The organism is Roseicella sp. DB1501 (assembly GCF_013112485.1).
Classification (GTDB): Bacteria; Pseudomonadota; Alphaproteobacteria; order Acetobacterales; family Acetobacteraceae; genus Paracraurococcus.
On sequence record NZ_JABFHG010000001.1, the window covers coordinates 574,355 to 597,744 of the forward strand.

Below are 23,390 nucleotides of genomic sequence, written 5' to 3' on the forward strand. Positions count from 1 at the left end.
CACGGCTCTGCGACGAGATATTCTCTCACGGTCTTTCTACCTGTGATCGGCTTCGCAATGAGTAAGACTTCTATCCGACGGCGTTGCGCACGGGGCGCGACGGAGCGGTGACAGGCGCCCAGGGTGGGCTTCAGCGTAACCATGCAAAGGCTGCCCGCGGCAGCGCGATCCGAGACTCCCTCCCGCCCCCGCGCCAGCGCGGGTCGGCTGCGGGGATCCTCGCTGCTGATGCTGGCGGCGGTGCTGCTGCCCCTGGCGCTGCTGCCCCTCGGCCAGCTCTCGCCGCTGCTCGCCACCGAGACCGCGCGGCTGTCGCGGCAGGCCGGCGCGACGGCGGCCCACCTGGCCAGCGTCCTGCCCTCGCAGGCGGCGGCGCGGCGACTGGCCGAGGCCTCGGCGCTGGCGACGCTCCTCGCCGAGGCGGCCCCGCCCGATGCCTGGATCGCGCTGCTCGATGCGGAGGGGCGCGTTCTCGGGCGCAGCCCCGCGGCGCCGGCGGGCGCCTCGGCGATCCTCGCCGTCGAGCAGGCGGTCCCCGGCTGGCCCCTGCGCGTCCGCGCCATGCGGGTCGCCACGGCGCCACATGCTGGGCTGCTGCCCCTCCTCGCCGGCGCGCTGACGCTGACGCTGCTCGGCGGCGCCCTGCTGCTGCATCGGCGCGAGCGGCGCCATGCCGCGGCGGCGGCGGAGAGCGAGGCGCAGCTTCGCCTGCTCCTCGGCGCCTCCGGCCTCGGCTGCTGGTCCTGGGCGGAGGAGGAGGACCGGCTGCGCTGCGACGCCCGGGCGCAGACGATCCTCGGCTGCCCGGCCAGCGGCGACGGCCTCGCCTCACTGGAGTCGCGCATCGACCCGGCCGACCGGCCCCGCCTCGCCGCCGCGATCGAGGAAGCCCGCAGCCGGGGCGCGCCGGCGCAGTGCACGCTCCGCCTTGCCAGCCGGCCGGGCGCCGCGGCCCGCTGGATCGAGCTGCGCGCCCAGCCGGTCCCGCATCCCTGGGGCACGACCTGGCACGGCGTGCTCGCCGACATCACCGCCCGCCGCCGGACGGAGGAGGACCAGCACCTGCTGCTGCGCGAGGTCGACCACCGGGCGAAGAACACCCTCGCCGTGGTGCAGGCCCTGCTGCGGCTCAGCCGCAACGAGGAGCCGGCGACGCTGGTGCCGCGGGTGGAGGCGCGGATCGCCGCCATGGCGCGGGCGCATACCCTCCTCGCCCGGTCCCGCTGGCAGGGGGCGCCGCTGCGGCCGTTGCTGGAGGGCGAGCTCGCCCGTCCCGCCGCTGATGGTCCGCCGCCGCCCGGCCTGGAGGGGCCGGAGGTGACGCTGGCGGCGATCGCGGCGCAGCCCTTCGCCATGGTGCTGCATGAGCTGGCAAGCCATTCGCGGCGGCACGGCGCGCTGTCGCATCCGGGCGGGCGGCTCGCCCTCGCCTGGTCCCTCACCCCGGAAGGCGGGCTGCGGCTGGCCTGGGAGGAGCAGGAGGACGAGGCACGGGAGGATGGGGCGGCGCGGCCGGAGCCGATGCGCGGCGGCCTCGGGCAGCGCATCGTCGAGGCGACGGTGCGCGACCAGCTCGGCGGCCGGATCGAGCGGGACTGGGATCGCGGCCTACGCTGCGTGATCCACCTGCCACCGAGCAGCCTTCACGCCGCCCCGCCCGATGGTTGAGGGCGGGGCCTCGGGTTCAGCCCCGCGGCGGGGTTCAGAGCGCCTGGACCTGATCCGCTCACACAGAGTCGCGGATCATGGTCCAGGCCGTTGTTTGACCGCCTGATTCACTCCTTTTCGGTGAGTCCACCTCAAGCGATCACGCTCTATCAGAACCGTCGCTGCCCGTTGCCCTGCCGCGGCCTGGCCGCAGCAGGCTGTGACGTGCCTTGCCCGAGGGGCGTCATGGCCCCCCACAAAGCCGCGAAGCGGTCTTGTGGGGAGTTCTCAGCCGTTCGCGTGCTGCAGCAGGTATTCCAGGTAGCGGCCATAGCCGCTGTTGCGCAGCGGCCTTGCCACCTGCAGGAGCTGCTCGTCGGTGATGAAGCCCTTGCGCCAGGCCACCTCCTCGGGCGAAGCGACCTTCTGGCCGGTGCGCTTCTCGATGGCGCGCACGAACTCGGCCGCTTCCAACATGCTGTCATGCGTGCCGGTGTCGAGCCAGGCATAGCCGCGGCCGAGGCGCGCCACGCGCAGCGTGCCCTCGGCGAGATAGGCCTTGTTGAGATCCGTGATCTCAAGCTCGCCGCGCGGCGAGGGCTTGAGCTGCCGGGCGATCTGTGGCGCCCGGCCGTCGTAGAAATAGAGGCCGGTCACCGCCCAGTCGGATTTCGGCTTGACCGGCTTCTCCTCGATCGACAACGCCCGGCCCTCGGCGTCGAACTCCGCCACGCCGTAGCGCTCGGGATCGGCGACGCGGTAGGCGAAGACGGCGGCGCCGCGCTCGGTGGCGACGGAGGCCATGCGGGCATCGAGCTCGTCGCCATGGAAGATGTTGTCGCCGAGCACCAGGGCGGAGGGGCCGCCGGCGAGGAACTCCTCGGCGAGGACCAGCGCCATGGCGATGCCGTTCGGCGTCTCCTGCACCATGTATTCCAGCCGGATGCCCCACTGGCTGCCGTCGCCGAGCAGGCGCTGGAAGAGCGGCATGTCATGCGGAGTGGAGATCACCATGATCTCCCGGATCCCGGCCAGCATCAGCACCGAGAGCGGGTAGTAGACCATGGGCTTGTCGTAGACCGGCAGCAGCTGCTTGGAGACGGCGAGCGTCGCCGGGTAGAGCCGCGTGCCGCTGCCGCCGGCGAGGACGATGCCCTTCATGCTGCGGACTCCTTCATCAATGCGTCGAGGCAGCGCTCGAGCCCGGCGCGCCAGTCCTGCGGCGGCAGGCCGAGCACCGTGGCGGCGCGCGTGCAGTCGAGGCGGGAATTGGCTGGCCGCCGCGCCTTGGTCGGGTAGTCGGCGGTGGTGATGGCGATGAGCCTCGGCGCCTTCTGGCCACGGCGGGCGGCGCCGGCGAAGATCGCCTCGGCGAAGCCGTGCCAGGTGGTGTAGGGCATGCCGGTGAGATGCGTGACGCCGAAGAGCGGGTCGCCGGCCGGCGCCGCGGCGAGGCGCGGCAGCAGCGCGACCGCCGCCGCGGCGAGATCGGCGGCGAAGGTCGGGGCGCCGTGCTGGTCGGCGACCACCCGCATCCCCGGCCGCTCGCGTCCGAAGCGCAGCATGGTCTTGACGAAGTTGTTGCCGTGCGGCGAGCAGACCCAGGCGGTGCGGAGCGTGACGGAGCGCGGCTGGGCCGCGTGCAGCGCCTGCTCGCCGGCGAGCTTCGAGGCGCCGTAGACCCCGACCGGGTTCGGCGGGTCCGCCTCGGTATAGGGCGTGTCCTTGCTGCCGTCGAAGACGTAGTCGGTGGAGTAGTGGACGACCGGCACATCGGCGGCGGCCGCCGCCTCGCCGAGCAGGCGGGGCCCCGTCGCGTTCACCGCGAAGGCGAGGTCCCGCTCGTCCTCGGCGCGGTCGACGGCGGTGTAGGCGGCGCAGTTCACCACCGCCTCCGGGCGGTGGCGGGCGAAGGCGGCGGCGACCTGCCCGGCATCGGTCATGTCGAATTCCGGCGGCTCCAGCGCCACCGCCTCGTGCCCTGCCGCGGCCAGGCGCGGCAGCAGCTCGGTGGCGATCTGGCCGGTGCGGCCGATGACGAGAACCCGCATCAGGCGCCTCCCTTCCCGGCGGCCTCTGGGATCAGGCCCAGCCGCTCGCCGGCGTATTTTCCCTCGCGCAGCGGGCGCCACCACCACTCATTCGCCAGATACCAGTCGATGGTGGCGGCGATGCCGGTCTCGAAGCTCTGCTGCTGCCGCCAGCCGAGCTCGCGCTCGATCTTGCCGCAATCGATGGCGTAGCGCCGGTCGTGGCCCGGGCGGTCGGCGACGAAGCGGATCAGCGCCCGCCGCGGCGTCGCTGCCGGCCGGCGCTGGTCCAGCAGGTCGCAGATGGTCTCGACCACCTGCAGGTTCCGCCGCTCCGCCCGGCCGCCGATGCAGTAGGTCTCGCCGATCCGGCCGCGCTCGACCACCAGCGCCAGGGCGCGGGCATGGTCCTCGACATGCAGCCAGTCGCGGATGTTGCTGCCGTCGCCATAAACGGGCAGCGGCCGGCCCTCGAGCGCGTTGAGGATGATGAGCGGGATCAGCTTCTCGGGGAAATGGTAGGGCCCGTAATTGTTCGAGCAATTGGTGACCAGCACCGGCAGCCCATAGGTCTCGTGCCAGGCGCGCACCAGGTGGTCGGAGGCCGCCTTGCTCGCCGAATAGGGCGAGCGCGGGTCATAGGCGGTGGTCTCGCTGAAGGCCCCCTCCGGCCCGAGCGAGCCGAAGACCTCGTCGGTCGAGATGTGGTGGAAGCGGAAGCCGGCCTGCCCGGCCGCGTCCAGCCCGGCATGGTAGGCGCGCGCCGCCTCGAGCATCGCGAAGGTGCCGTTGATGTTGGTCTGGATGAAATCCGCCGCGCCGGTGATGGAGCGGTCGACATGGCTCTCGGCGGCGAGGTGCATCACCGCATCGGGGCGGAACTCGGCCATCGTCGCGCGCATGCGCTCCAGGTCGCAGATATCCGCTTCAAGAAAGCGGAAGCCGTTCCGGCCCTCGCAGTCGCGGATGGAGCGGCGGTCGCCGGCATAGGTGAGCTTGTCGACGACGAGCACGGTCGCGCCGCGCTCGAGGACCAGCAGCCGGGTAACGGCGGAGCCGATGAAGCCGGCGCCGCCGGTGACCAGGATTCGCATGGAAGAAACCTCTGTCTGGTCTACATGCCTCGCCCGCCGGGACGAGCCTGCCGGCGGCGGAGAGGGGGCCGGTCATGCGCCGGCCGGATGATGGCGGGATGCCCGCCAGCGCCCCGGATCCGGCCCGGAGGGGCCGCCATGCCGGATGGCGCCGTCGCCGGTCCGGCCCCGCATCGCCTCAGTCGAAGCCCTGGGGAAGATCGCGGAGCCGCGGCGCCCGCCGGTCCTTGTCCGAGAGATGGACGGAAGCGGCATCGAAGGGCCAAGGCAGCGCCAGGTCTGGGTCGTTCCAGGCAATGCCGCGGTCGCATTCCGGTGCATAGAGATCGGTGACCTTGTAGGCCACCTCGGTGTCCGGGACCAGGGTGCAGAAGCCGTGCGCGAAGCCGACCGGCACATAGAGCTGCTGCGCATTCTCCGCCGTGAGCTCGGCCGCGACATGGCGGCCGTAGCTTGGCGAGGAGCGCCGGATATCCACTGCGATGTCGAGGATGGCGCCCCGCAGCACCCGCACCAGCTTGGCCTGCGGATGCGGCGGCAGCTGGAAGTGCAGGCCGCGGATCGTGCCGGGCTGGGCCGAGAGGGAGTGGTTGTCCTGCACGAAGACGTCCGGGATGCCGAGCACGGCGAAGTCCCGGGCGCTGTAGGTCTCAAGGAAGAAGCCGCGGTGGTCGCCGAACCGCTTCGGCGTCACCAGGACAGGTCCCGGAATCGGGAATCGGGTGGCGGTGAAATTGCCCGATTGGCGCGCAGCATCGCTCATGGCCGTGTCAGTCGTCTCTCCGGCGATGCCGCGTCAAGCCCCGTCATGTCGCCTCGCCCCCCTCGCTTCGCCCCCTGGGTTGATGCCGCGACGGCGCCGCGTACCGTTCCATTCCGGGTCACCGCTAGCGGGCCGTGGGCCCAGTGGGGGGTCAATTCTTTGCGTGCCGTTCTCTGCATGCGGGTCGTTGCGTGTGGCGACGTATCGACCACCGGCTTAACTGGGTCTTCATTCCGCCTCCCTGATCCTGCCGCACGAGACCCAGGAAGCGGGTTGCCCTTGCGGAGAAAATCTCCATGCCGTTGAATTCGGTGAACACGAATACCGGCGCCATGGTGGCGCTGCAGTCCCTGAACCGGACCTCGGACGAGCTTGCCGCGACGCAGAAGCGCATCTCGACCGGCTACCGGGTCTCCGATGCGCGCGACGACGGCGCCGCCTATGCGGTGGCCGAGCGCATCCGCGGCGACATGGCGGCCACCACCTCCGCCAACCAGCAGCTCGGCGGCGTGAAGGGCCTGCTGGACGTGACCCAGGCCGCGCTCGACAAGGTCTCGACCACGCTGCAGACGCTCAAGACCCTCGTCGTCAAGCTCGCCGACGGCACCCTGACGGACGACCAGCGCACCCAGTACCAGGCGACGGCGAAGGAGCTGACCAACAACATCCAGGCCTTCATCAAGGATGCCAGCTACAACGGGCTGAACATCCTCGACGATGCCAATGCCACCGCCATCAAGGTGGTCTCGAACGACAGCGGCACCTTGTACAGCTTCAACAGCTTCTCCGCCCTCGCCCAGGTCTACAGCGCGGTCTCCGGCGCCAATAGCTGGAGCGCGGGCGCGGCCAAGGCGGCCCTGACCTCCGGCGGCGCGGTCGGGAAGGCGATCACCAACACCCTGACGCAACTCAACAATTTCGGCTCGTACTCGAACTACATCGACAGCCAGATCAGCTACAACAAGGCGATCCTGGACGCCCAGGAAAGCGGCCTCGGCGCGCTGGTCGATGCCGACATGGCGAAGGAGAGCGCCAGGCTGCAGGCCCTGCAGATCCGCCAGCAGCTCGGCACCCAGGCGCTCGGCATCGCCAATGGCGCGCCGCAATCGCTGCTCAGCCTGTTCAAGGGCTGATGCTGGCCGCCCCAGTGGCCCCGGTCCCGCCCCTGGCGCCGCACGCCGCTTCCACGCCCGGAGGCGCGGCCCTATAGCGTGGCGTTGGACTGACGGAGCTCCCTCGCATGCCGGGCATCGGCCGCCGCGCCACCCTCGCCGCTCCCGCGTTCCTGCTGCCGCTGCCCGGCCGGGCGCAAGAGGCCTGGCCCTCCCGGCCGGTCACGCTGATCGTGCCCTGGGCGCCTGGCGGGTCGAACGATGTCGCCGCGCGGCTGCTCGCCCCGGTGCTGGAAGCCCGCTTCGGCCAGCCCTTCGTGGTGGAGAACCGGCCCGGCGGCGGCGGCAGCCTCGGCATGGGGATCGCGGCGCGGGCGCGGCCGGACGGGCTGACGCTCCTCGTCTCCTCCGCCTCGAACCATGTCTTCCATCCGCTGATCGCCCGCGACCTCGGCTATGACGTGCAGCAGGCGCTCGAGCCGGTCTGCATGCTGGTCGACGTGCCGAACGTCCTCGCCGTGTCCAGGGCCTTCGGCGTCGACAGCGTCCCGGCCCTGATCGAGAAGGCGCGCGGCACCAAGGGCGGCGTCAGCTTCGGCTCCTCGGGCGTCGGCTCCTCCAACCACCTGGCGGGGGAGCTGTTCAGGCTGCGCACCGGCCTCGACCTGACGCATGTGCCCTATCGCGGCGGCGGCCAGGCCATCGCCGATCTCATCGCCGGCACGGTGCCGATGGTCTTCCTCAACTTGCCCACCGTCTCCGGCCCCGCCGCGACCGGGCAGGTGCGGATGCTCGCCGTCGGCTCGGCCGAGCGGGTGCGGAGCCGGCCGGAGATCCCGACCATCCAGGAACAGGGCGTCCCCGACTATGCGGTCCGGTCCTGGACCGGCCTCTTCGCCCCGCGCGGCACGCCGCCGGAGGTGGCCGAGAAACTGGCGCCCGCACTCAACGAGATCCTCGGCGTCCCGGCGATCGCCCAGCGTCTGAGCGACATGGGCAGCGAGCCGATCTGGATGTCGCCGGCCGAGACCGGCCGGTTCGTCGCCGCTGAATACGAGCGCTGGGGCCCGGTGGTGAAGGCGGCGAACATCCGCCCCGAATAACCATGAAGGGGGCGACGCTGCGCCCCCTCCCCATCCCGCCTCAGCCGCGGGCGGCCTGCGGGGCCGCTGCCCCACCGGCGTTGGATTTCAGGTCGGCCATCGCCGTCGCGCCGGCAAGCTTGCCGAAGACCGCGCCGTTGATGAGCCCCGACCCGCCCGGATAGTTGAAGTAGAAGATGCCGCCGACCAGTTCGCCGCAGGCATAGAGCCCCTGGATCGGCTCCTGATCGGCATCCAGCACCCGCGCCTCGGTGTCGATGCGCAGGCCGCCGAAGGTGAAGGTAATGCCGCAGCCCACCTGGAAAGCCTCGAAGGGCCCCTCATCGATGGTGTTGGCCCAGTTGCTCTTGTTGACCGCCAGCCCCTCGGTGCAGCGCCCGTCCTTGATGTTCGGGTTGAAGGGGATGTCCCGGCGCACGGCGGCGTTGTAGGCGCGAATCTCCTCGAGGAAGGCCTTGCCGTCGACGCCTTCCAGCTTCCCGGCCAGCTCCTCCAGCGTGTCGGCTCGCACCTTGGTCACCTGCTTGATGCGGTACTCGTCGCGGAGCTGCTTCTGCACCTTCGCGTCGAAGACCTGCCAGGCGAAATTGCCCGGCTGCTCCAGCACCACGCGGCCGTATTTCGCATAGGTGTAGTTGCGGAAATCCGCCCCCTCGTCGAGGAAGCGCTTCCCATTGGCGTTGATCAGCACCGACCAGGGATAGGAATGCTTCTGGAAGGCATCGCCGACGGCGAGATCGCCATATTCCGGCGCGTTGAAGTCCCACTGCACGGCATGGCAGCCCGAGTAATTGCCGAAGGGCGAGGCGCCGATATCGAGCGCCATCTTGATGCCGTCGCCGGTGTTGAAGCGGGTACCGCGGACCTTGGCCAGCTCCCAGCCGGGGCCGAGATAGCGGGTGCGCATCTCGGCATCGCCCTGGAAGCCGCCGGCGGCGAGGATCACGCTCGGCGCCTTGATGTCGTAGATGCGGCCGGGCGACTTCACCCGCACGCCCTCGACCTTGAAACCGTCATACAGGATCTTCTGCGCCCGGGTGGCGTAGCGGATCTCGATGCCGCGCTTCTTCGCCGCCTCCGTCTCGGCCTGCACCAGGCCCGGCCCGCCGCCATAGGCGGCGACGGTCAGCCCGCCCCAGAACTTGAACCTGCCATCGATCTTGAAGGCCTGCTGGCCCCAGATGGGGGCGAATTTCACGCCCTTGCCGTGCAGCCACTTCATCGTCTCGAAGCTGCGGCGCACTAGGATCTCGCACAGGTCCGGATCAGTCCGGTTGCGCGTCACCCGGAACATGTCGTCGAAGAACTGGTCCTCGGTATAGGTGCCGAAATCGGTGATGGCGATCTCGGCCTCCGTCAGCTCAGGCATGATCGCCTTCAGGTCCTCGACGCCGCGATAGGCGAAGCGGATGTTGCCGGCGGTGAAGCGGGTGTTGCCCCCGGCCTCGTCCTCGGGCGCGCGCTCGAGCACCACCACCCGCGCCCCCTGCTCCTGGGCCGAGAGCGCGGCGCAGAAGGCGGCATTGCCGCCGCCCACCACGATGACGTCGAATTCCTCGGTTCCGGTCGTGGCCATTCGCCTGTCCTTCCTGGCGCCTCTTTGTGCACGCATGTATACAGAGACCCACCGCAGAGTCCACCGCCGATCCGGCCGCACGGCCCAAGGGGGCCAAAAAGGGGGTGGAAGTCAGGCCGGCTCCGCCGCCGCCATCGCCAGCCGTGCCGCATGGGCCGCGGCGATATGCGCCCGCGCCGCGTTCTCCGCCGCGGCGCTGTCGCGTCCCGCGATGGCCGCGACGACCCGCGCATGCTCCTCCCGCGCCGCCACCGCGCGGCCGGGGGTCTGGAGCGTGGTCGGGCCGAGCAGCAGCAATGCATCCGAGATGGCCGAGAGCGAGCGCAGCAGGTACCGGTTATGGGCCGCCTGGTGCAGGGCGCGATGGAAGCGGCGGTTGTGCTCGGCCGCCGCCTCGCCGGTGAGTCCCGCCTCCTGGTCGAGCATGGCCTGCAGCAGCAGGATCTCGGCCCGGCCAGCATGCTGGGCGGCAAGACGGGCTGCGGTGCCCTCCAGCGCCTCGCGCATGACATAGAGCTCGTCCACCTCAGCCGCGTCGTACATGGCCACGCAGAGGCCGCGGGCCGGGAGATGCGCGACCAGCCCCTCGGATTGCAGGCGCCGGATGGCCTCCCGGACCGGGGTGCGGCTCATGCCGAGCTGCTCGGCGAGATCGGTCTCCAGCAGCCGCTGACCGGGGCGGAAGGCGCCGCGCCGCAACCCGTCGCGGAACAGGTCGTAGGCCCGCTCGGCGAGGCTGCCGGCCGGCTCCGGCATCGGGGATTTCGCAAAACGTGGCATGCTTCTGCATACGCGCGCATGCGCGGGTGCCGCAAGCAAACTCGCCGGCAGGGCGCCCGGCCGCGCTACGCTAGCAGCTTCACGCATCCAGGCCTTCGTGCCCTCCCGCGATCTGCATCTACAGCGGGTTGCCTTCAAGAGCGAACGCAACCCGCTGTAGCCTGTTGTTTCTAGAGCCGATTCATGCGTCCGGGCCTTCGCGCCCTCCCGCGATCTGCTCTAGCCTGCCGCCATGCGCACCCTTCCCTCCTGGCGGTCCCTTCTCTACGTCCCGGCCACGCGCGAGAGCTTCGTGGCCAAGGCGCATAGCCGCGGCGCCGATGCGATCATCCTCGATCTCGAGGATGCCGTGGCGCCAGCCGAGAAGCCGGCCGCGCGCGCCGCGCTGGACCGCGCCGTGCCCATGGTGCGGCAGGGTGGGGCCGATGTCTGCGTGAGGATCAACCGGCCGCTGCGCATGGCGGCGCTCGACATCGACGCGGCCGTGGCGGCCGGGGCCGATGTGCTCGTGCTGACCAAGCTGATGGGCCCAGACCATGTCCGGCTGTTGGCCGAGATGACAGGCGAGTCCGAGGCGGCGCATGGCGTGCCGGTCGGGCGCACCCGCTTCATCGGCCTGGTCGAGACGGCGCACGCGCTGGCCGTAATGGAAGCGATCGCGCGGGCCGATGCGCGTCTGGTCGCGCTCGGCGCCGGCGGCGAGGACCTCGCTACCGATCTCGGCATGGAGCCGACGCCGGATGCCCTCTACGTGCCGAAGATGCTGGCGGTGCTCGCGGCGCGGGCAGCCGGCATCCTGCCGCTCGGCTTTATCGGCACCGTCGCGGGGATTTCCGATCTCGACGGCTACAGGGAGATGCTGCGGCGCTCCCGCGCCCTCGGCTTCGCCTGCGCGAGCTGTGTCCACCCGGCCCAGGTCCCAGTGGTGAACGAGGAATATGGCGCGCGGCCCGAGGAGGTGGAGCGGGCGCGCCGCATGGTCGCGGCCTTCGAGGCCGCGCTGGCCCAGGGTCTCGGCGCCGTCTCCTTCGAGGGCCAGATGATCGACGAGCCGGTTGTCGAACGGGCACGACGCCTGCTGGCGCGTGCCCGCTGAGCAGGAGCCGGGGCGCGATGCCCTGGCGGAATACTTACCGGCCGATGCGGGGCGCCGGGTCCTTGGTGTCGCGCGGCACCTCGTTCTCCGGATGCGCGCCGCTCGTATTGGTGCCGAGCGCGCTGTCGGCCGCGCGCGACAGCTTGGTGCCGGGCGGGTTGCCAGGCGTGCCGTCCGGCTGGCCACCGATCGCGGCATCCGTCGAAGGATAATCGCTTGTCCGCGTGCCCATCTGGCCTGCCGCCGTGGTGGTGCCGACGCCGGCCCCGGTCCCCAGACCCGTCGCCGGATCGGCCGTGTCGTCGTAGCGGCTCCAGCCACCGGCACGATAATCCGCGCCGCGCGTCTCGGCCGTCGTGGCATTGTGGCGCGCCATGATCGTCTCGACCTCGGCCGCGCGGCTCTCATCGGCCCGCACGGTCACGAGGTTGCCGCCGCGGCGCACGCCCTCGGCATAGACATGGCTCTCTTCCTCCGAGAGGCCGGAGCCGGTGAGCGCGCCGAGCAACCCGCCGGCCGCCGCGCCGACGCCGGCGCCGGTCAGGGTGGCGACGAGCCAGCCAGCGGCGACGATCGGACCGATCCCCGGAATGGCGAGAGAGCCGAGGCCAGCGAGCAGGCCGGCACCGCCGCCGACGAGGGTGCCGAGCGTGGCGCCAGTGCCGGCGCCCGTGCCGGTCTCGCTGCCGGTCGTCGTCGTGGTATCAGCCGCCGTGGTACCGGCTGGGGCCTCCTCGCCGCGATTGGCGATCAGGCTGATATCGTCACGCTCGAAGCCCGCGGCCTCAAGATCGCGCACGGCCGCGGAGGCATCCGCGTAGCTGTCGAAAAGCCGCGCAATGGTGCGGGTTGCCATGGGACTACTCCGTTTCCTGTGTCTAGGTCAGCGGCCAGCCTGCGGGACGACGTTGCCCTGATAGTCGAGGGCGACGCTCATCTGCTGACCATTCTTCTGGGCGCGGCCGCGCCAGACGCCCTGGTCGTCCTTCTGCAGGTCGGAGACATTGGTGAAGCCGGCGGCCTCGATCCGGCTCTTCGCCTGACCTTCGGTGAAGCTGTTGGCACCAGGGGCAGGCGAGGCAGCGGTGCGGGTGCCATCATCGAGCCGCACGGCAGCATTGCCGCTGTTCGCGTCACGATTCGGCGTGGCCGCACCAGAGGTGGCATCGCGGCCCGGCATAGTGGCGCCGCTGCGGGTCTCGGGCACGGCCGGCGTCATGCCGGGGCGCGTGCTGCCCTCAGTCGCAGCCGGCGGCGCGGTACGATCAGGCGTTGCGGGAGAGGTCTGTGCCAGAGCCGGGGCGGCAACTACCGAGCCCAGCAGCGCCAGGCGAAAAAGCGTCGTGCGCATCTGTGTTTTCCCGTTTGACTGGTCGGCGCGGGCTTGACGCCCGCAAGCCTCCCCCTAACGGCGGATTACACGACGCGTTCCGTCACAACCGGTCAGTGCTGAAGGTGTCACAGCGTCGGACATCGCCGCTCTCGAGCCCAGTGCGGAACCACCGCACCCGTTGCGCCGAGCTGCCATGGGTGAAGCCTTCCGGCACCACATAGCCTTGGGCGCGGCGCTGCAGCCGGTCGTCGCCCACCGCGGCGGCGGCGCCGATCCCGGATTCGACGTCGCCTGGCTCGAGGAACCGGCGCATCTGTTCGGTATGGTTCGCCCAGATGCCGGCGAAGCAATCCGCCTGCAGCTCCACCCTCACCTGCAAGGCGTTCGACTCCGCCTCGCTCATGCCGCGCCGCTCCTGGTTGACGCGCTGCAGGATGCCAAGCTCGTTCTGCACGTGGTGCCCGACCTCGTGCGCGATGACATAGGCGCGGGCGAACTCGCCCGGCGCACCGAGCTTGCGCTCCATGTCGCGGAAGAAGGCGGTGTCGAGATAGACCTTACGGTCGTTCGGGCAATAGAAGGGGCCGACCGCCGTCTGCGCGAAGCCGCAGGCGCTCTGTGTCCCGCCGCTGAACAGCACGAGGTTGGGCGGATCATATTGCCGGTTGGCCCGGCGAAAGATGTCGGTCCAGGTGTCCTCGGTCGTCGCCAGCACCTGCGACACGAAGCGGCGCTGGCCGTCGTCCTGGGTCGCGTCGGGTCCCGGCCGGTTCTCCGTCACCTGGCTCTGCGGCGGCGGGGCATCGCCGCCGCCCAGGATGACGCGCGGATCGACGCCGAAGAAGAGGGCAAGGAGGATGATGGCGACCGTGCCGAGGCCGCCGCCGGTGACCCCGATCGGGATGCCGCGCCCGCCGCCGAAGCCGCCGCCGCCGCGACGGTCTTCGACGTTCTCGCTCTCGCGTTCACCTTCGAGGCGCATCTCGGGGTACCTCCTGACGCATTGCCACCTGATCGCAAAACCCCAGGGCCGAATTGTGGTTCCGCATCCGGGCTTTTTCAGCCCCCGAGGGCGCCGGGCCGTTCCCCGCCTCAGGGGTCCTGCACCACCCTCGCCGATCGTAGCCGCGCCAGTTCCATCTCGCCCAGGACCGGCGCCAGGATCGCCTCGTTGTGCTCGCCGAGCCGCGGCGCCGGCCGGGCCAGGATGCCGGGCGTGCCGGAGAGGCGTGGCACCATGCCATGCATCGGGAACCAGCCCGAGGGCATCTCGGCATCCGGCACCTCGATGACGGCCTCCCGCTCCGCCACATAGCGGTCCCGCGAGAGCATCTCGGCATCCATGATCGGGCCGATGGTGACGCCGGCCCGGTCGAAATGCGCCAGCGTCTCCTCCAGCGTCAGGGCGGAGATGTAGTCGGCGATGATGCAATCCAGCGCCTCGGCATGGCGGACGCGGTCGGCATTGGTGCGGAAGCGGGGATCGGCGATGAGCTCCTCCCGGCCCATGGAGCGCAGCAGCTTCTCCGTCATCCCCTGGGTCGAGGCGGAGAGGCAGACCCAGCCGCCATCCCTGGTGCGATAGGCGTTGCGCGGCACGGCGTTGGTGCTGCGGCTGCCGGTGCGCGGCTTCAGCTTATGGGTGAGCTGCCACTTCGCGTGCTGCGGCTCCATCATCACATGGATGGGGTCGAACAGGGCGAGGTCGATCACCTGCCCCTGCCCCGTCGCCTCGGCATGGCGCAGTGCGATCATCGCCGCGGCGGCCCCGTAGAGCCCGGCATAGCCATCCGCCATGTACATGGGCGGCAGCACCGGCTCGCGGTCGGCGAAGCCGTTGACCGCGGCGAAGCCGGAATACCCCTCCACCAGCGTGCCGAAGCCGGGCTTGTGCCGGTAGGGCCCGTCCTGGCCCCAGCCGCTGACGCGGGTGATGACGAGGCGCGGGTTGATCTCCAGCAGCACCGCCGGCGCCAGCCCCATCGCCTCCAGCACCCCGGGGCGGAAGCTCTCGACGAAGAGGGCCGCCGTGGCGGCGAGCTGCTTCACCACCTCGACGGCCGCGGGGTCGCGCAGCGCCAGACAGACCGAAAGCTTGTTGCGGCTGAGCGTCTTCCAGTCGAGCGAGATGCCCTGCGTCCGCCAGGCGCGCAGCGTGTCGCCCTCAGGCGGCTCGACCTTGATCACCTCGGCGCCGTGATCGGCCAGCACCTTGGTCAACAGGTTGCCCGCCACCAGGCGGGAGAGGTCGACCACCCTCAGCCCCTGCAGGGCGCCGGTGGCGTCGGGGTCGAAGTCGCGGCGATGCGGCATGTGGTGCGTGGTCATTCTGCGCGGATATTGGCCGCCTCGGCCAGCTTGCGCCAGCGGGCCAGATCGGCATGCAGCACGGCGGCGAATTCCTCAGGCGGCCCGGGTGCGGGCACCGCCCCCTCGGCGTCATAGACCCGCTTCAGGCCGGGATCGGCCAGCGCCTCATTGGCCGCGGCGTGGATCGCTTGGCGGATGGCGGGCGGCACGCCCTTCGGCGCCAGCAGCCCCCACCAGATCGCCACCTCGTAATCCACCCCGAGCTCGCGCGCCGTGGGCACCGCCGGCACCTCGGGCGGCAGGCCGCCGCGCTCGGTGGGGCTCGGGGCAGTGGCGGCGATGACGCGCACCCGCCCGTCGCGGATCGCGGCATTGGCACTGGCGACGGTGGTGATCATCACCTGGATGTTGCCGGCGACGAGGTCGGTCACCGCCGGCGCGGTGCCGCGATAGGGCACGTGGCTCATGCGGATGCCGGCCGCCTGGCAGAAATACTCGCTGATGAAGTGGTTGATCCCGCCCGCGCCCGAGCTGCCATAGTCCAGCCCGCCCGGCTTCTCCCGTGCCAGGCGGATCAGCCCCGGCAGGTCGCGCACCGGCAGGGTCGGATTCACCATGATGAAGAAGGGCGCGCGGGCGAGGACGGCGATGGCATCGAAGCTGCCCTCGGCATCCCAGGCCGGCTTCTGCACCACGGCGGTGGTGGCGAAGGAGGAGGAGGTGACCATCAGCGTGTAGCCATCCGCCGGCGCCTGGGCGACCTGCGCCGCGCCGATGGCGCCCCCGGCGCCGCCGCGATTCTCGACGACGAAGGGCTGGCCGAGCTTCGCCTGCAGCCGCTCGGCCAACGGCCGCGCCACCACGTCGTTGGAGCCGCCCGGCGGGAAGGGCACGACGACGCGCACCGGCCGATCCGGCCAGCCCGCCGCCTCGGCCCGGGCGAGATGCGGCACCGCCAGCGCCGCGCCGAGCAGGGTGCGGCGGCGGAGCGCCGGCAGGCCGGCCGGCCCGGGCGCATCGCCCCCCCGCATGCTGGCTGGCCCGGTCCTCGGCATGGCGTGTCCTCCGGCCGCCGATCCTGGCATCCCCCGCCCCGGCGTCAACGCCCGCGGATCAGGGCCCCATGACCAGGTTTGGCAGCCAGAGCGAGAGGCCGGGGAGGAAGGTGATCAGCAGCAGCACCGCCGTCATGGCGCCGAGGAAGGGCAGGATCTCGACGGAATAGACCTCCATCGGCACCCGCAGCACGGCGCAGGAGATGAACATCATCTGCCCGACCGGCGGCGTGATGCCGGCGATGGTGAGGTTGGTCACCAGCACGATGCCGAACTGCACCGGGTCGATGCCGAATTGCAGGATCACCGGCACGAAGATCGGGGTCAGGATGATCAGCGCCGCGGTGCCCTCCACCGCCGTCCCCAGCACGATCAGCAACACGTTGATCAGCAGGAGCAGCATCTGCGGGTCGCGCGTCAGCCCGACCATCCAGCTCGCCATGGCTGGCGGCAGCCGCTCCCAGGCCAGGTAGAAGCCGAAGGCCGAGGCGGCGCAGATCAGCAGCATCACCGAGGAGGTGTCGAGCACCGTCTCCCGCAGCACGCCGGGCAGCTTGGCCCAGGAGAGTTCGCGATAGACCAGGGCGCCGATCAGGAGGGTGATGAGGACGGTGATGGCCCCGGCCTCGGTGGCGGTGAAGATGCCGTAGCGCAGGCCGAGGATGATGAAGACCGGGATCAGCAGCGCCCAGATTGCCTCCTTCGCCGCCCGCCCGACCTCGCCCCAGCCGGCGAAATGCGGCCGCGACGGCCGGTAGCCGCGGCGGCGGGCGATCCACCAGGTGGTGAGGAAGAGCGAGCCGGCGAGCAGCAGCCCGGGCACGACGCCGGCGAGGAAGAGCCGCCCGACCGAGACATCCGCCAGGTAGCCGTAGATGATCAGCCCGATTCCCGGCGGGATCAGCGCGGTGATGATGGCGGCCGAGGAGGTGATGGCGGCGGCGAAGGCGGCGGAATAGCCGCGGCGCAGCATCTCCGGCCCGAACAGCTTAGAGAGCATCGCCGCATCGGCCGAGGAGGAGGCGGTAAGCCCGCCGAGCAGCGTCGCCAGCACGGTGCAGGCCTGGGCCAGCGCGCCGGTCAGGTGCCCGACCAGCGCATCCGCCAGGTGCAGCAGCCGCCGGGTGATCCCGGCGGCGTTCATCAGCGAGCCGGCCAGCACGAAGAAGGGCACGGCCAGCAGCGGGTAGCTCTCGGTCGCGGCCACCATCTTCTGGAAGAAGATGTCGAGCGGCAGCCCGTCCGAGAGGAAGAAGAAGGACAGCGCCGAGATGGCGATGGCGAAGGCGACCGGCAGGTTCAGCGCGAAGAGCAGGACCAGCAGGATCGAGGGCAGCGCCATGGTCATGCGCGGGCCTCCCCCGGGCGGTGCCGCATCATGCCATCGCCCTCTCGGGCAGGGCCAGCGGCCGGCGCATGTTGGACAGGTGGCGGGCCAACATCATCGCCGTCGCCAACGTCACCGGGGCGTAGACCACCGTCATCGGCAGGCGCAGCACGGCGGTCGGGTTCTCCCAGGCGGCGAGCGAGAAGTCGATCCCCAGCCAGCAGAAATAGGCGAGGAAGCCGGCGACCAGCAGATCGACCCCGAAGCGCACCCAGCGCTGCGGGCCGCGCGGCAGGCGCTGCACCAGCATGTCGATCGAGGGATGCGCGTTGTACCGAAAGCAGGCGGAGGCGCCGAAGAAGGTCAGCCAGGCGAAGGCGATGGCCGCGACCTCGCTCGACCAGACGGCGGGCTGGGCGGTGACGTAGCGCGTCACCACGCCCCAGCCGACCGCAGCGACCGTGACCAGCAGGGCGAGCATGGCGATGAGCTCGTCCAGCCGGCCCAGGGCGCGGCGGATGCCGAGGCTCATGCCAGCAGCTTCCGCACGGTGTCGTAGAGGCCGGGCGTCCATTTCGGGAAGGCCTTGTAGGTCGCGGCCGAGGCGTTCCGGAAGGCGGCATGGTCGAGATCGGTCACGATCTCGACGCCGGCGCCGCGGAAGCGCTCGACGAAGCCCGCCTCCTGCTCGCGCGTGAGGCGCGTCTGCTCCTGCTGCGCCTTGCCGCCCTCCTCCAGCAGCACGGTCCGCACCTCGGCCGGCAGGCGGTTGAAATAGCCGTTGTTGATCGGCCAGCCGGTCAGCGCCTGGAAATGCCCGGTGGCGGAGATGACCTTGCGCACCTCCTGCAGCCGCGCGCCCCAGAGCGAGCCATAGGGCGCCTCGGCCGCCTGCACCACGTTCTGCTGCAGCGCGTTGTAGATGTCGCTCCACTGCACCGTGGTCGGCCGGGCGCCGAGACTGCGGAAGGTCTCGATCCACATCTGGTTCGGCGGCACGCGCACCGTCATGCCGGCCATCTCGGCGGGGCGGCGGATCGGCCGGTCGGCGATCATGTGCCGGGCGCCGAAATAGGCCCCCATCATGACCATCCGGAAGCCCGCCTTCTGCAGCGCCGCATCCACGCCGCGATACCAGTCGCTGTCGAGCAGCCGGCCGAACTGGTCATACTCCTCGACCAGATAGGGGCCGTTCAGGATGCCGACATCCGGCACGAAATCCGAGAGGTAGCCCGGGTCCGTGATGTTCATCACATTGGCGCCCTGGCGGATCATCTCGTTCACGTCGCGGCCGCTGCCGAGCTGCTCGCCCGGGAAGACCTCGATCTGCACGCGGTTGTTGGTCCGCGCCGCGACGTTCCTGGCGAAGAACTCCGCCGCCTGATGCGCCGGCTCGACGGTCGAGAGGCTGTGGGCGAAGCGGATGCGGATGGTCGATTGCGCCCGCGCCAGGGCCGGCGCGGCGAGCGTCGCGGCGAGCACCGCGCGGCGTGTGGTTCTCATCTGTCCCCTCCCCGGCTTGCCGGCGCTACATCGCCTTGACCGTCGCCCCCAGCTTTCCCGTCTGCCCGGCGCCGCGGTAGAGGATGGCGAGCTGGCGGTCGAGGATGGCCGCGTGCCGCGCCAGCGCCGCCGGATGCAGCTCCTCCTCGGGCGGCAGCTCATGCTCGAAATGCCCGTGGCGGTCGGTGCCGCGGACCAGCAGTGCGCTGTCCTTCTCGCCGCCCTGCTGGCGGACATGGGTCGGGACGTAGCGGATGGCGAAGCCGATGCGCGGCCAGCTCGCCCGGTTGGGTTCCGAGCCATGCACGATCAGCACGTGGTGCAGACTCATCTCGCCGGGCTGCAGGGTGATGTCGACCGCATCCCGCTCATCCACCTCGACCGCCACCTCCTGGCCGCGGGAGAGCAGGTTGTCGGCGGCGAAGGTATCGGTATGCGGCACCGGCGAGAGATGCGTGCCCGGCACCACCCGCATGTTGCTGCTCTCCGGCAGGCTCGGGGTAAGGGCGATCCAGGCGGTGACCACGTCGGGGCTGGAGAGGCCCCAATAGGTGCCGTCCTGGTGCCAGGAAACATAGGCCGGGTCGCCCGCCCCCTTCATGAAGAACTGGCTGCCCCAGCAGAGCAGGTCGGGGCCGAGCACGCTCTCCACCGCATCGAGCACCGCCGGATGGGTGACCACCGCATGCGCCCAGGGGAAGAGCAGATGCGGCTTCTGGTTCATGCGGCCGGACAGGCTGCCGCCGAGCCTGGCCTCGGTCGCCCGCAACCGCGCCAGAAGCCCCTCCGCCTCCGTGGCGGAGAAGGCCCGGATCGGAAAGCGGTAGCCGAGCCTTCGGTACTCCGCCACCTCGGCATCGGACAGGGATGCGGGCATGCACGACGTCCTCCGCGCCCCGTGCCGGGGCTTGATACGGAGGCGAGCATGGCGGTGATATATCTGTCAATCATTCGGCAGCGCAAAAGTCCCGGCGACGTCCTCTTCGCCTGGCCTGCGGTTCCGCCGCGCCGCCGGCCGCGATAGCCTCCCCCCCGACACCGGAGGAACACCATGGACAGCCTGCTTCCGATCGCCGCCCGGGCCGGGGCGCTGCTGAAGGCGCGCGGCGAGACCATCGCCGTCGCCGAGAGCTCGAGCGGCGGCCTCGTCTCCGCCGCGCTGCTCGCGGTGCCGGGCGCCTCCGCCTATTTCCTCGGCGGCAGCGTGGTCTACACGCGGGCGGCGCGGGAGGCGCTGCTCGGCATCCCCACCGCCGCGCTGAAGGGCGCCGCCCCGGCCTCGGAGGAGATGGCGGCGCTGCTCGCCGAGGGCGCGCGCAGCCGCCTCGGCACCACCTGGGCGCTTGGCGAGGCAGGAGCCGCTGGTCCCACCGGCAACCGCTATGGCCATGCCGCTGGGCATGGCGTTTTCGCCGTCGCCGGGCCGGTGGCGAAGACCCTCACCATCGAGACCGGCAGCCCCGACCGCGTCGCCAACATGCGCGCTTTCGGCCGCGAGTTGCTGCAGCTCCTCGTCGCGGCGTTGGAGGCGGCGCCTCAGAGCAGCTCCCGATCAGATGGACCCATCTGATCGGGTGAAGATGCTCTGAAGGCAAATTGCTCTAGAAATAGCCGAGGCCCATGATGCCGTCCGGCCCTGGCTCCTCGCCCGTCAGCTTGCGGCCGATGAGGTCGCGCAGCGTTTCGGTGGCGCCGCCGCCGAGACTGCCGTAGCGGGCGCCGCGATAGAGGCGGGAGACCGGGTATTCGTCGGTGAAGCCGAAGCCGCCATGCAGCTGCACCGCCTCGCTCGTCACCCGGATCGCCATCTCGTTGCAGAAGACCTTGGCGGTCGCCGCCAGGAAGGGATCGGGGAAGGGGTCGGCGGTCATGCAGGCGCGCCAGAGCAGCCCGCGCGCCGCCTCGATCTCCTTGTACATGTCGGCGAGCTTCCAGCGCACGCCCTGGAAGTCGGCGATCGGCCGGCCGAAGACCGGGCGGTCCCGCACATAGCGCAAGGCCTCGTCGAAGGCGCCCTCGGCGAGGCCGAGGCTGATCGCCGGGTTGAGGCAGCGCTGGGTGTTGAAGGCGGAGAGCAGCCGCTTGAACCCGTCCTCGCGGATGACGAGGTTCTCGAGCGGCAGTTCGACATCCTCGAAGCGTACCTCGTGCAGGTTCTCGCCGCCCAAGGTGTGGTAGGTGCCGGTCACGGCGAGGCCGGGCGTGCCGCGCTCGACCAGCACGCAGCCGATGCCCTCCCGCCCCGGCCTTCCGTCGATGCGGGTGAAGACCACGAACATCCCCGCCTCCTCGGCACGGGAGATCAGGGTCTTCGCGCCGTTCACCAGGACGCGATCGCCCTTGATCACCGCGTTGGTGCGGTAATTCGCCACGTCGGTGCCGGCATGCGGCTCGGTCATGCAGATCGAGAGGATGCAGTCGCCGCTGACCACGGCCGGCAGGATGCGGGCACGGATGCCCTCGGGCGCGTAGCGGGCGATCACCCGCGTCTGCACCCCGGCCTCGCCCAGCACGGCCATGGCGGTCGGGTAGCAGACCTTGGCGATCTCCTCGAGGATGAGCGCCGTCTCGAAGACCGGCAGGCCGAGGCCGCCATACTCCTCCGGCACCGTCATCCCGAGTACGCCGAGCCCGGCCAGGTCGCGGATGTTCTCCCAGGGGAAGCTGCCATCCATCCAGCGGAGCGCGCGCGCGCGGAAGCGGGTCTGCGCCATCTCCCGCACCGGCGCGATCAGGGCGCGTTGCGCCTCGGTCAGACGAAACTCCATCGCCGCGTCCCCCGCCGTCAGCCGCGGAACTGCGCGCCGGCATCCACCTCGATGGTCGTGCCGGAGAGATAGCCGCCGCGCGGGCTGGCGCAGAAGACGGCGAGGTCGGCAATCTCCTCCGGCTTGCCCGCCCGGCCGAGCGGCAGGCCGGAAAGCATCTCCTCCCAGCGGCCCTCATCGCCCCATTTCGTCTTCGCCCGCGACTTCGAAAGGGTGATGATCCGCTCCGTCATGGTGGCGCCCGGCGCGATGCCGACGACGCGGACATTGCTGTCCGGCGCCTTACCGCCGAGCGCCGCGGTGAAGGCGATCAGCGAGGCATTGCCGGCGGCGCCGCAGATGTAGTCGGCCCGCGGCGCCCGGCCCGCCATGCCGATGATGTTGACGACGACGCCGTCGCGCCGCGCCTCCATGGCCGGCAGGTAGAGCTGCGTCAGATGGATGTAGCCGAAGACCTTCAGCGCCCAGGCCTGCTGCCAGCGCTCCAGGCTGATGTCGTGCAGCGTGCCGCCCGGGATGGCGCCGGCATTGTTCACCAGCACGTCGATCTCCGGATGCGCCGCCTGCAGCGCGATGCGCGCCGCCGGATCGGCGAGGTCGCCGGCCTGGATGGCGATGTTCACCTGGTGCCGGCCGCGGATCGTCCCGGCGGCCTGTTCCAGCGCCGCGGCGTCGCGCGAGGCGAGGACGAGGTCGCACCCCTCCGCCGCGAAGGCCTCGGCACAGGCCAGCCCGATGCCTTTCGAGCCGCCGGTGACCAGCACCCGCTTGCCGCGGATCTGCATGTCCATGGATCGTCTCTCCCGCTTGCCGCCCTCCCCCGCCGCATGCGATCCACCGCCGCGGGCTGCGCGGGATCCCGGCATTCGGCATGACTATCGGCTTCGCTCCGGGGTGTCGCAAGGCTGTGGGGCGACGCCAGGCCATGGCCCTGCTCGCGCCCCTGGCTGCTCCCCTGGTCCTTGCCGGCTGCGCCCTGCCCCCGCCGCCGCCCTGCCCGACGGAGGCTGCCGCGGAAACCGAGGCCTGGGTGGTCAGCCATGGCTGGCACCTGGAGCTGGCCATGCGCCGCCATGCCCTCGACGGCCCGCTCGCCCGCTTCGCCGCCGCCTTTCCCGGCGCCGATGCGCTGGCCTTCGGCTTCGGCAAGTACGGATTCATGCTGGCGGGAACCGGCGCCTTCGAGGAATGGCTGCTCGGCCCGATTCCCGGGCCCGGCGTCATCCAGGTGACAGGGCTGACCGTCCCGCCGCCCGAGGCCTATCCGGGCCGCGTGTTCGCCCTCGCCCTGCCGCCCGGGGGGCGCGAGGGGATGGTCCGCTTCCTGGCCGACAGCTTCGCCCGCGATACCGAGGGACGGATGCTGCCGGCCCGCGAGGAGGCGCTGATGGGCAGCTTCTTCTACAAAGCCGCGCGCGGCTATTCGCTGCTCTACACCTGCAACCGCTGGGCGGCGGAGGGGCTGCAGGCGGCGGGGCTGCCGGTGCGACCGGAGAGCGCCCTGCTGGCCGGCGAGGTGCTGGCGCAGCTCGCGCGCCCCATCGCCTGCGTGGCGGCGCCGGCGGCGTCTCGGCTGGCCCGCCTGCCGGACGGACCGGCGGCGGGGCGTTCCACCGCGCCCCGCACGATCACGTCCCAGCCGTGCGGCCCCTTGGCGGAGCGCCTTGACGCGCGGCGTCAGCGCGGCGGCGGGCTGCCCGCCGGCACGTAGACGACCTCGCGCGGCTGGCCGCTGCCGAAGCTCGGGCTGCAGGCCGCGAGGAGGCCAAGGACGCCGATGCAAAATGCGATACGGACCATGCGCGATTCTTCCCTTCTGACTGCCCGGCACAGGGTGGGGAGAATTCGGTGTCGCCGCAACCTGGCGAGCACCTCCCTCCCCTCCGGGTGATA

The 23,390-nt window shown here is 71.1% G+C and carries 23 protein-coding genes; 6 read left to right on the top strand and 17 right to left on the bottom strand.

Annotated features, from left to right (window positions below; translation table 11 throughout):
* Positions 1 to 228: 228 nt before the first annotated feature.
* Positions 229 to 1,668 (top strand): sensor histidine kinase, encoded by a 1,440-nt coding sequence (locus HJG45_RS02790; protein ID WP_171610527.1) that lies wholly within the window; start codon positions 229 to 231, stop codon positions 1,666 to 1,668.
* A 267-nt stretch (positions 1,669 to 1,935) separates the two neighbouring features.
* Here the strand turns inward: HJG45_RS02790 and rfbA are convergent, their stop codons facing one another.
* The 4 genes from rfbA to rfbC form a co-directional block, all read right to left on the bottom strand.
* Complete coding sequence (rfbA, locus tag HJG45_RS02795) at positions 1,936 to 2,808, bottom strand: glucose-1-phosphate thymidylyltransferase RfbA (RefSeq protein WP_171610528.1); 873 nt, start codon at positions 2,806 to 2,808, stop codon at positions 1,936 to 1,938.
* Positions 2,805 to 3,698, bottom strand: a complete 894-nt coding sequence (gene rfbD / locus HJG45_RS02800; RefSeq protein ID WP_171610529.1) for a dTDP-4-dehydrorhamnose reductase — start codon at positions 3,696 to 3,698, stop codon at positions 2,805 to 2,807. Before rfbD ends, rfbA begins: the two co-directional genes overlap by 4 nt.
* Positions 3,698 to 4,771: a dTDP-glucose 4,6-dehydratase gene (rfbB, locus tag HJG45_RS02805; RefSeq protein ID WP_171610530.1), complete on the bottom strand. Its 1,074-nt coding sequence runs from the start codon at positions 4,769 to 4,771 to the stop codon at positions 3,698 to 3,700. Before rfbB ends, rfbD begins: the two co-directional genes overlap by 1 nt.
* A gap of 178 nt (positions 4,772 to 4,949) precedes the next feature.
* Complete coding sequence (gene rfbC / locus HJG45_RS02810; protein WP_171610531.1) at positions 4,950 to 5,534, bottom strand: dTDP-4-dehydrorhamnose 3,5-epimerase; 585 nt, start codon at positions 5,532 to 5,534, stop codon at positions 4,950 to 4,952.
* A gap of 296 nt (positions 5,535 to 5,830) precedes the next feature.
* On the opposite strand from rfbC, the gene HJG45_RS02815 reads away from it, so the two are divergent.
* Together HJG45_RS02815 and HJG45_RS02820 are read left to right on the top strand one after the other, a co-directional pair.
* The gene (locus tag HJG45_RS02815; RefSeq protein WP_171610532.1) at positions 5,831 to 6,667 is read left to right on the top strand and encodes a flagellin; all 837 of its coding nucleotides are present in this window, start codon (positions 5,831 to 5,833) and stop codon (positions 6,665 to 6,667) included.
* Between the two features lie 107 nt (positions 6,668 to 6,774).
* Positions 6,775 to 7,749, top strand: a complete 975-nt coding sequence (locus HJG45_RS02820; protein ID WP_171610533.1) for a tripartite tricarboxylate transporter substrate binding protein — start codon at positions 6,775 to 6,777, stop codon at positions 7,747 to 7,749.
* A 40-nt stretch (positions 7,750 to 7,789) separates the two neighbouring features.
* On the opposite strand, the gene tcuA is transcribed toward HJG45_RS02820, so the two are convergent.
* Positions 7,790 to 9,325 carry an FAD-dependent tricarballylate dehydrogenase TcuA gene (gene tcuA, locus HJG45_RS02825; RefSeq protein WP_171610534.1) on the bottom strand — a complete coding sequence of 512 codons (1,536 nt, stop codon included), beginning with the start codon at positions 9,323 to 9,325 and terminating at the stop codon, positions 7,790 to 7,792.
* 111 nt (positions 9,326 to 9,436) lie between these two features.
* The gene (locus HJG45_RS02830) at positions 9,437 to 10,081 is read right to left on the bottom strand and encodes a GntR family transcriptional regulator (protein WP_217362800.1); all 645 of its coding nucleotides are present in this window, start codon (positions 10,079 to 10,081) and stop codon (positions 9,437 to 9,439) included.
* Positions 10,082 to 10,337: 256 nt separating this feature from the next.
* On the opposite strand from HJG45_RS02830, the gene HJG45_RS02835 reads away from it, so the two are divergent.
* Positions 10,338 to 11,201 carry a CoA ester lyase gene (locus tag HJG45_RS02835; RefSeq protein WP_171610536.1) on the top strand — a complete coding sequence of 288 codons (864 nt, stop codon included), beginning with the start codon at positions 10,338 to 10,340 and terminating at the stop codon, positions 11,199 to 11,201.
* A 34-nt stretch (positions 11,202 to 11,235) separates the two neighbouring features.
* Here the strand turns inward: HJG45_RS02835 and HJG45_RS02840 are convergent, their stop codons facing one another.
* The 9 genes from HJG45_RS02840 to HJG45_RS02880 all read right to left on the bottom strand — a co-directional run bounded on the left by HJG45_RS02840 (position 11,236) and on the right by HJG45_RS02880 (position 19,606).
* Complete coding sequence (locus HJG45_RS02840) at positions 11,236 to 12,057, bottom strand: general stress protein (protein ID WP_174890351.1); 822 nt, start codon at positions 12,055 to 12,057, stop codon at positions 11,236 to 11,238.
* Positions 12,058 to 12,084: 27 nt separating this feature from the next.
* The gene (locus HJG45_RS02845) at positions 12,085 to 12,552 is read right to left on the bottom strand and encodes a PepSY domain-containing protein (RefSeq protein ID WP_171610537.1); all 468 of its coding nucleotides are present in this window, start codon (positions 12,550 to 12,552) and stop codon (positions 12,085 to 12,087) included.
* Between the two features lie 82 nt (positions 12,553 to 12,634).
* Complete coding sequence (locus tag HJG45_RS02850) at positions 12,635 to 13,516, bottom strand: neutral zinc metallopeptidase (protein ID WP_171610538.1); 882 nt, start codon at positions 13,514 to 13,516, stop codon at positions 12,635 to 12,637.
* Positions 13,517 to 13,626: 110 nt separating this feature from the next.
* Positions 13,627 to 14,847 (bottom strand): CaiB/BaiF CoA-transferase family protein, encoded by a 1,221-nt coding sequence (locus HJG45_RS02855; RefSeq protein WP_254452229.1) that lies wholly within the window; start codon positions 14,845 to 14,847, stop codon positions 13,627 to 13,629.
* A gap of 11 nt (positions 14,848 to 14,858) precedes the next feature.
* Positions 14,859 to 15,899 (bottom strand): tripartite tricarboxylate transporter substrate binding protein, encoded by a 1,041-nt coding sequence (locus HJG45_RS02860; RefSeq protein WP_171610540.1) that lies wholly within the window; start codon positions 15,897 to 15,899, stop codon positions 14,859 to 14,861.
* A gap of 58 nt (positions 15,900 to 15,957) precedes the next feature.
* Positions 15,958 to 17,247, bottom strand: coding sequence for a TRAP transporter large permease (locus HJG45_RS02865; protein WP_171610541.1), 1,290 nt, complete (start codon positions 17,245 to 17,247; stop codon positions 15,958 to 15,960).
* A gap of 28 nt (positions 17,248 to 17,275) precedes the next feature.
* Complete coding sequence (locus tag HJG45_RS02870) at positions 17,276 to 17,758, bottom strand: TRAP transporter small permease (protein ID WP_171610542.1); 483 nt, start codon at positions 17,756 to 17,758, stop codon at positions 17,276 to 17,278.
* Entirely contained in the window at positions 17,755 to 18,729 is a 975-nt protein-coding gene (locus HJG45_RS02875; protein WP_171610543.1) for a C4-dicarboxylate TRAP transporter substrate-binding protein, read from the bottom strand. The genes HJG45_RS02870 and HJG45_RS02875 overlap by 4 nt, the downstream gene beginning before the upstream one ends.
* Positions 18,730 to 18,754: 25 nt before the next feature.
* Positions 18,755 to 19,606: a phytanoyl-CoA dioxygenase family protein gene (locus tag HJG45_RS02880; RefSeq protein WP_171610544.1), complete on the bottom strand. Its 852-nt coding sequence runs from the start codon at positions 19,604 to 19,606 to the stop codon at positions 18,755 to 18,757.
* A 174-nt stretch (positions 19,607 to 19,780) separates the two neighbouring features.
* Between HJG45_RS02880 and HJG45_RS02885 the strand changes: the two genes are divergently transcribed.
* A complete protein-coding gene (locus HJG45_RS02885; protein WP_171610545.1) occupies positions 19,781 to 20,299 on the top strand; it encodes a CinA family protein in 519 nt (172 codons plus the stop codon).
* 31 nt (positions 20,300 to 20,330) lie between these two features.
* Here HJG45_RS02885 and HJG45_RS02890 read toward each other — a convergent pair whose 3' ends face one another.
* Both HJG45_RS02890 and HJG45_RS02895 read right to left on the bottom strand, forming a co-directional pair.
* Positions 20,331 to 21,497 (bottom strand): acyl-CoA dehydrogenase family protein, encoded by a 1,167-nt coding sequence (locus tag HJG45_RS02890; RefSeq protein WP_171610546.1) that lies wholly within the window; start codon positions 21,495 to 21,497, stop codon positions 20,331 to 20,333.
* A 17-nt stretch (positions 21,498 to 21,514) separates the two neighbouring features.
* On the bottom strand, positions 21,515 to 22,288 hold the full coding sequence (locus HJG45_RS02895; RefSeq protein WP_171610547.1) for an SDR family oxidoreductase: 774 nt from the start codon (positions 22,286 to 22,288) through the stop codon (positions 21,515 to 21,517).
* 134 nt (positions 22,289 to 22,422) lie between these two features.
* On the opposite strand from HJG45_RS02895, the gene HJG45_RS02900 reads away from it, so the two are divergent.
* Positions 22,423 to 23,208 carry a DUF2459 domain-containing protein gene (locus HJG45_RS02900; protein ID WP_171610548.1) on the top strand — a complete coding sequence of 262 codons (786 nt, stop codon included), beginning with the start codon at positions 22,423 to 22,425 and terminating at the stop codon, positions 23,206 to 23,208.
* Positions 23,209 to 23,390 lie beyond the last annotated feature (182 nt).

What these genes read in the sequence shown, in the direction of transcription:
- HJG45_RS02860 (WP_171610540.1), bottom strand. Translation starts at nt 15,899, where the DNA reads ATGCCGAGGACCGGGCCAGCCAGCATGCGGGGGGGCGATGCGCCCGGG.
- HJG45_RS02890 (WP_171610546.1), bottom strand. Translation starts at nt 21,497, where the DNA reads ATGGAGTTTCGTCTGACCGAGGCGCAACGCGCCCTGATCGCGCCGGTG.
- HJG45_RS02815 (WP_171610532.1), top strand. Translation starts at nt 5,831, where the DNA reads ATGCCGTTGAATTCGGTGAACACGAATACCGGCGCCATGGTGGCGCTG.
- HJG45_RS02880 (WP_171610544.1), bottom strand. Translation starts at nt 19,606, where the DNA reads ATGCCCGCATCCCTGTCCGATGCCGAGGTGGCGGAGTACCGAAGGCTC.
- HJG45_RS02865 (WP_171610541.1), bottom strand. Translation starts at nt 17,247, where the DNA reads ATGACCATGGCGCTGCCCTCGATCCTGCTGGTCCTGCTCTTCGCGCTG.
- rfbB (WP_171610530.1), bottom strand. Translation starts at nt 4,771, where the DNA reads ATGCGAATCCTGGTCACCGGCGGCGCCGGCTTCATCGGCTCCGCCGTT.
- HJG45_RS02790 (WP_171610527.1), top strand. Translation starts at nt 229, where the DNA reads ATGCTGGCGGCGGTGCTGCTGCCCCTGGCGCTGCTGCCCCTCGGCCAG.
- HJG45_RS02820 (WP_171610533.1), top strand. Translation starts at nt 6,775, where the DNA reads ATGCCGGGCATCGGCCGCCGCGCCACCCTCGCCGCTCCCGCGTTCCTG.
- HJG45_RS02875 (WP_171610543.1), bottom strand. Translation starts at nt 18,729, where the DNA reads ATGAGAACCACACGCCGCGCGGTGCTCGCCGCGACGCTCGCCGCGCCG.
- HJG45_RS02885 (WP_171610545.1), top strand. Translation starts at nt 19,781, where the DNA reads ATGGACAGCCTGCTTCCGATCGCCGCCCGGGCCGGGGCGCTGCTGAAG.
- tcuA (WP_171610534.1), bottom strand. Translation starts at nt 9,325, where the DNA reads ATGGCCACGACCGGAACCGAGGAATTCGACGTCATCGTGGTGGGCGGC.
- HJG45_RS02900 (WP_171610548.1), top strand. Translation starts at nt 22,423, where the DNA reads ATGGCCCTGCTCGCGCCCCTGGCTGCTCCCCTGGTCCTTGCCGGCTGC.
- HJG45_RS02855 (WP_254452229.1), bottom strand. Translation starts at nt 14,847, where the DNA reads ATGCCGCATCGCCGCGACTTCGACCCCGACGCCACCGGCGCCCTGCAG.
- HJG45_RS02850 (WP_171610538.1), bottom strand. Translation starts at nt 13,516, where the DNA reads ATGCGCCTCGAAGGTGAACGCGAGAGCGAGAACGTCGAAGACCGTCGC.
- HJG45_RS02840 (WP_174890351.1), bottom strand. Translation starts at nt 12,057, where the DNA reads ATGGCAACCCGCACCATTGCGCGGCTTTTCGACAGCTACGCGGATGCC.
- HJG45_RS02830 (WP_217362800.1), bottom strand. Translation starts at nt 10,081, where the DNA reads ATGCCGGAGCCGGCCGGCAGCCTCGCCGAGCGGGCCTACGACCTGTTC.
- HJG45_RS02870 (WP_171610542.1), bottom strand. Translation starts at nt 17,758, where the DNA reads ATGAGCCTCGGCATCCGCCGCGCCCTGGGCCGGCTGGACGAGCTCATC.
- HJG45_RS02835 (WP_171610536.1), top strand. Translation starts at nt 10,338, where the DNA reads ATGCGCACCCTTCCCTCCTGGCGGTCCCTTCTCTACGTCCCGGCCACG.
- rfbA (WP_171610528.1), bottom strand. Translation starts at nt 2,808, where the DNA reads ATGAAGGGCATCGTCCTCGCCGGCGGCAGCGGCACGCGGCTCTACCCG.
- HJG45_RS02845 (WP_171610537.1), bottom strand. Translation starts at nt 12,552, where the DNA reads ATGCGCACGACGCTTTTTCGCCTGGCGCTGCTGGGCTCGGTAGTTGCC.
- HJG45_RS02895 (WP_171610547.1), bottom strand. Translation starts at nt 22,288, where the DNA reads ATGGACATGCAGATCCGCGGCAAGCGGGTGCTGGTCACCGGCGGCTCG.
- rfbC (WP_171610531.1), bottom strand. Translation starts at nt 5,534, where the DNA reads ATGAGCGATGCTGCGCGCCAATCGGGCAATTTCACCGCCACCCGATTC.
- rfbD (WP_171610529.1), bottom strand. Translation starts at nt 3,698, where the DNA reads ATGCGGGTTCTCGTCATCGGCCGCACCGGCCAGATCGCCACCGAGCTG.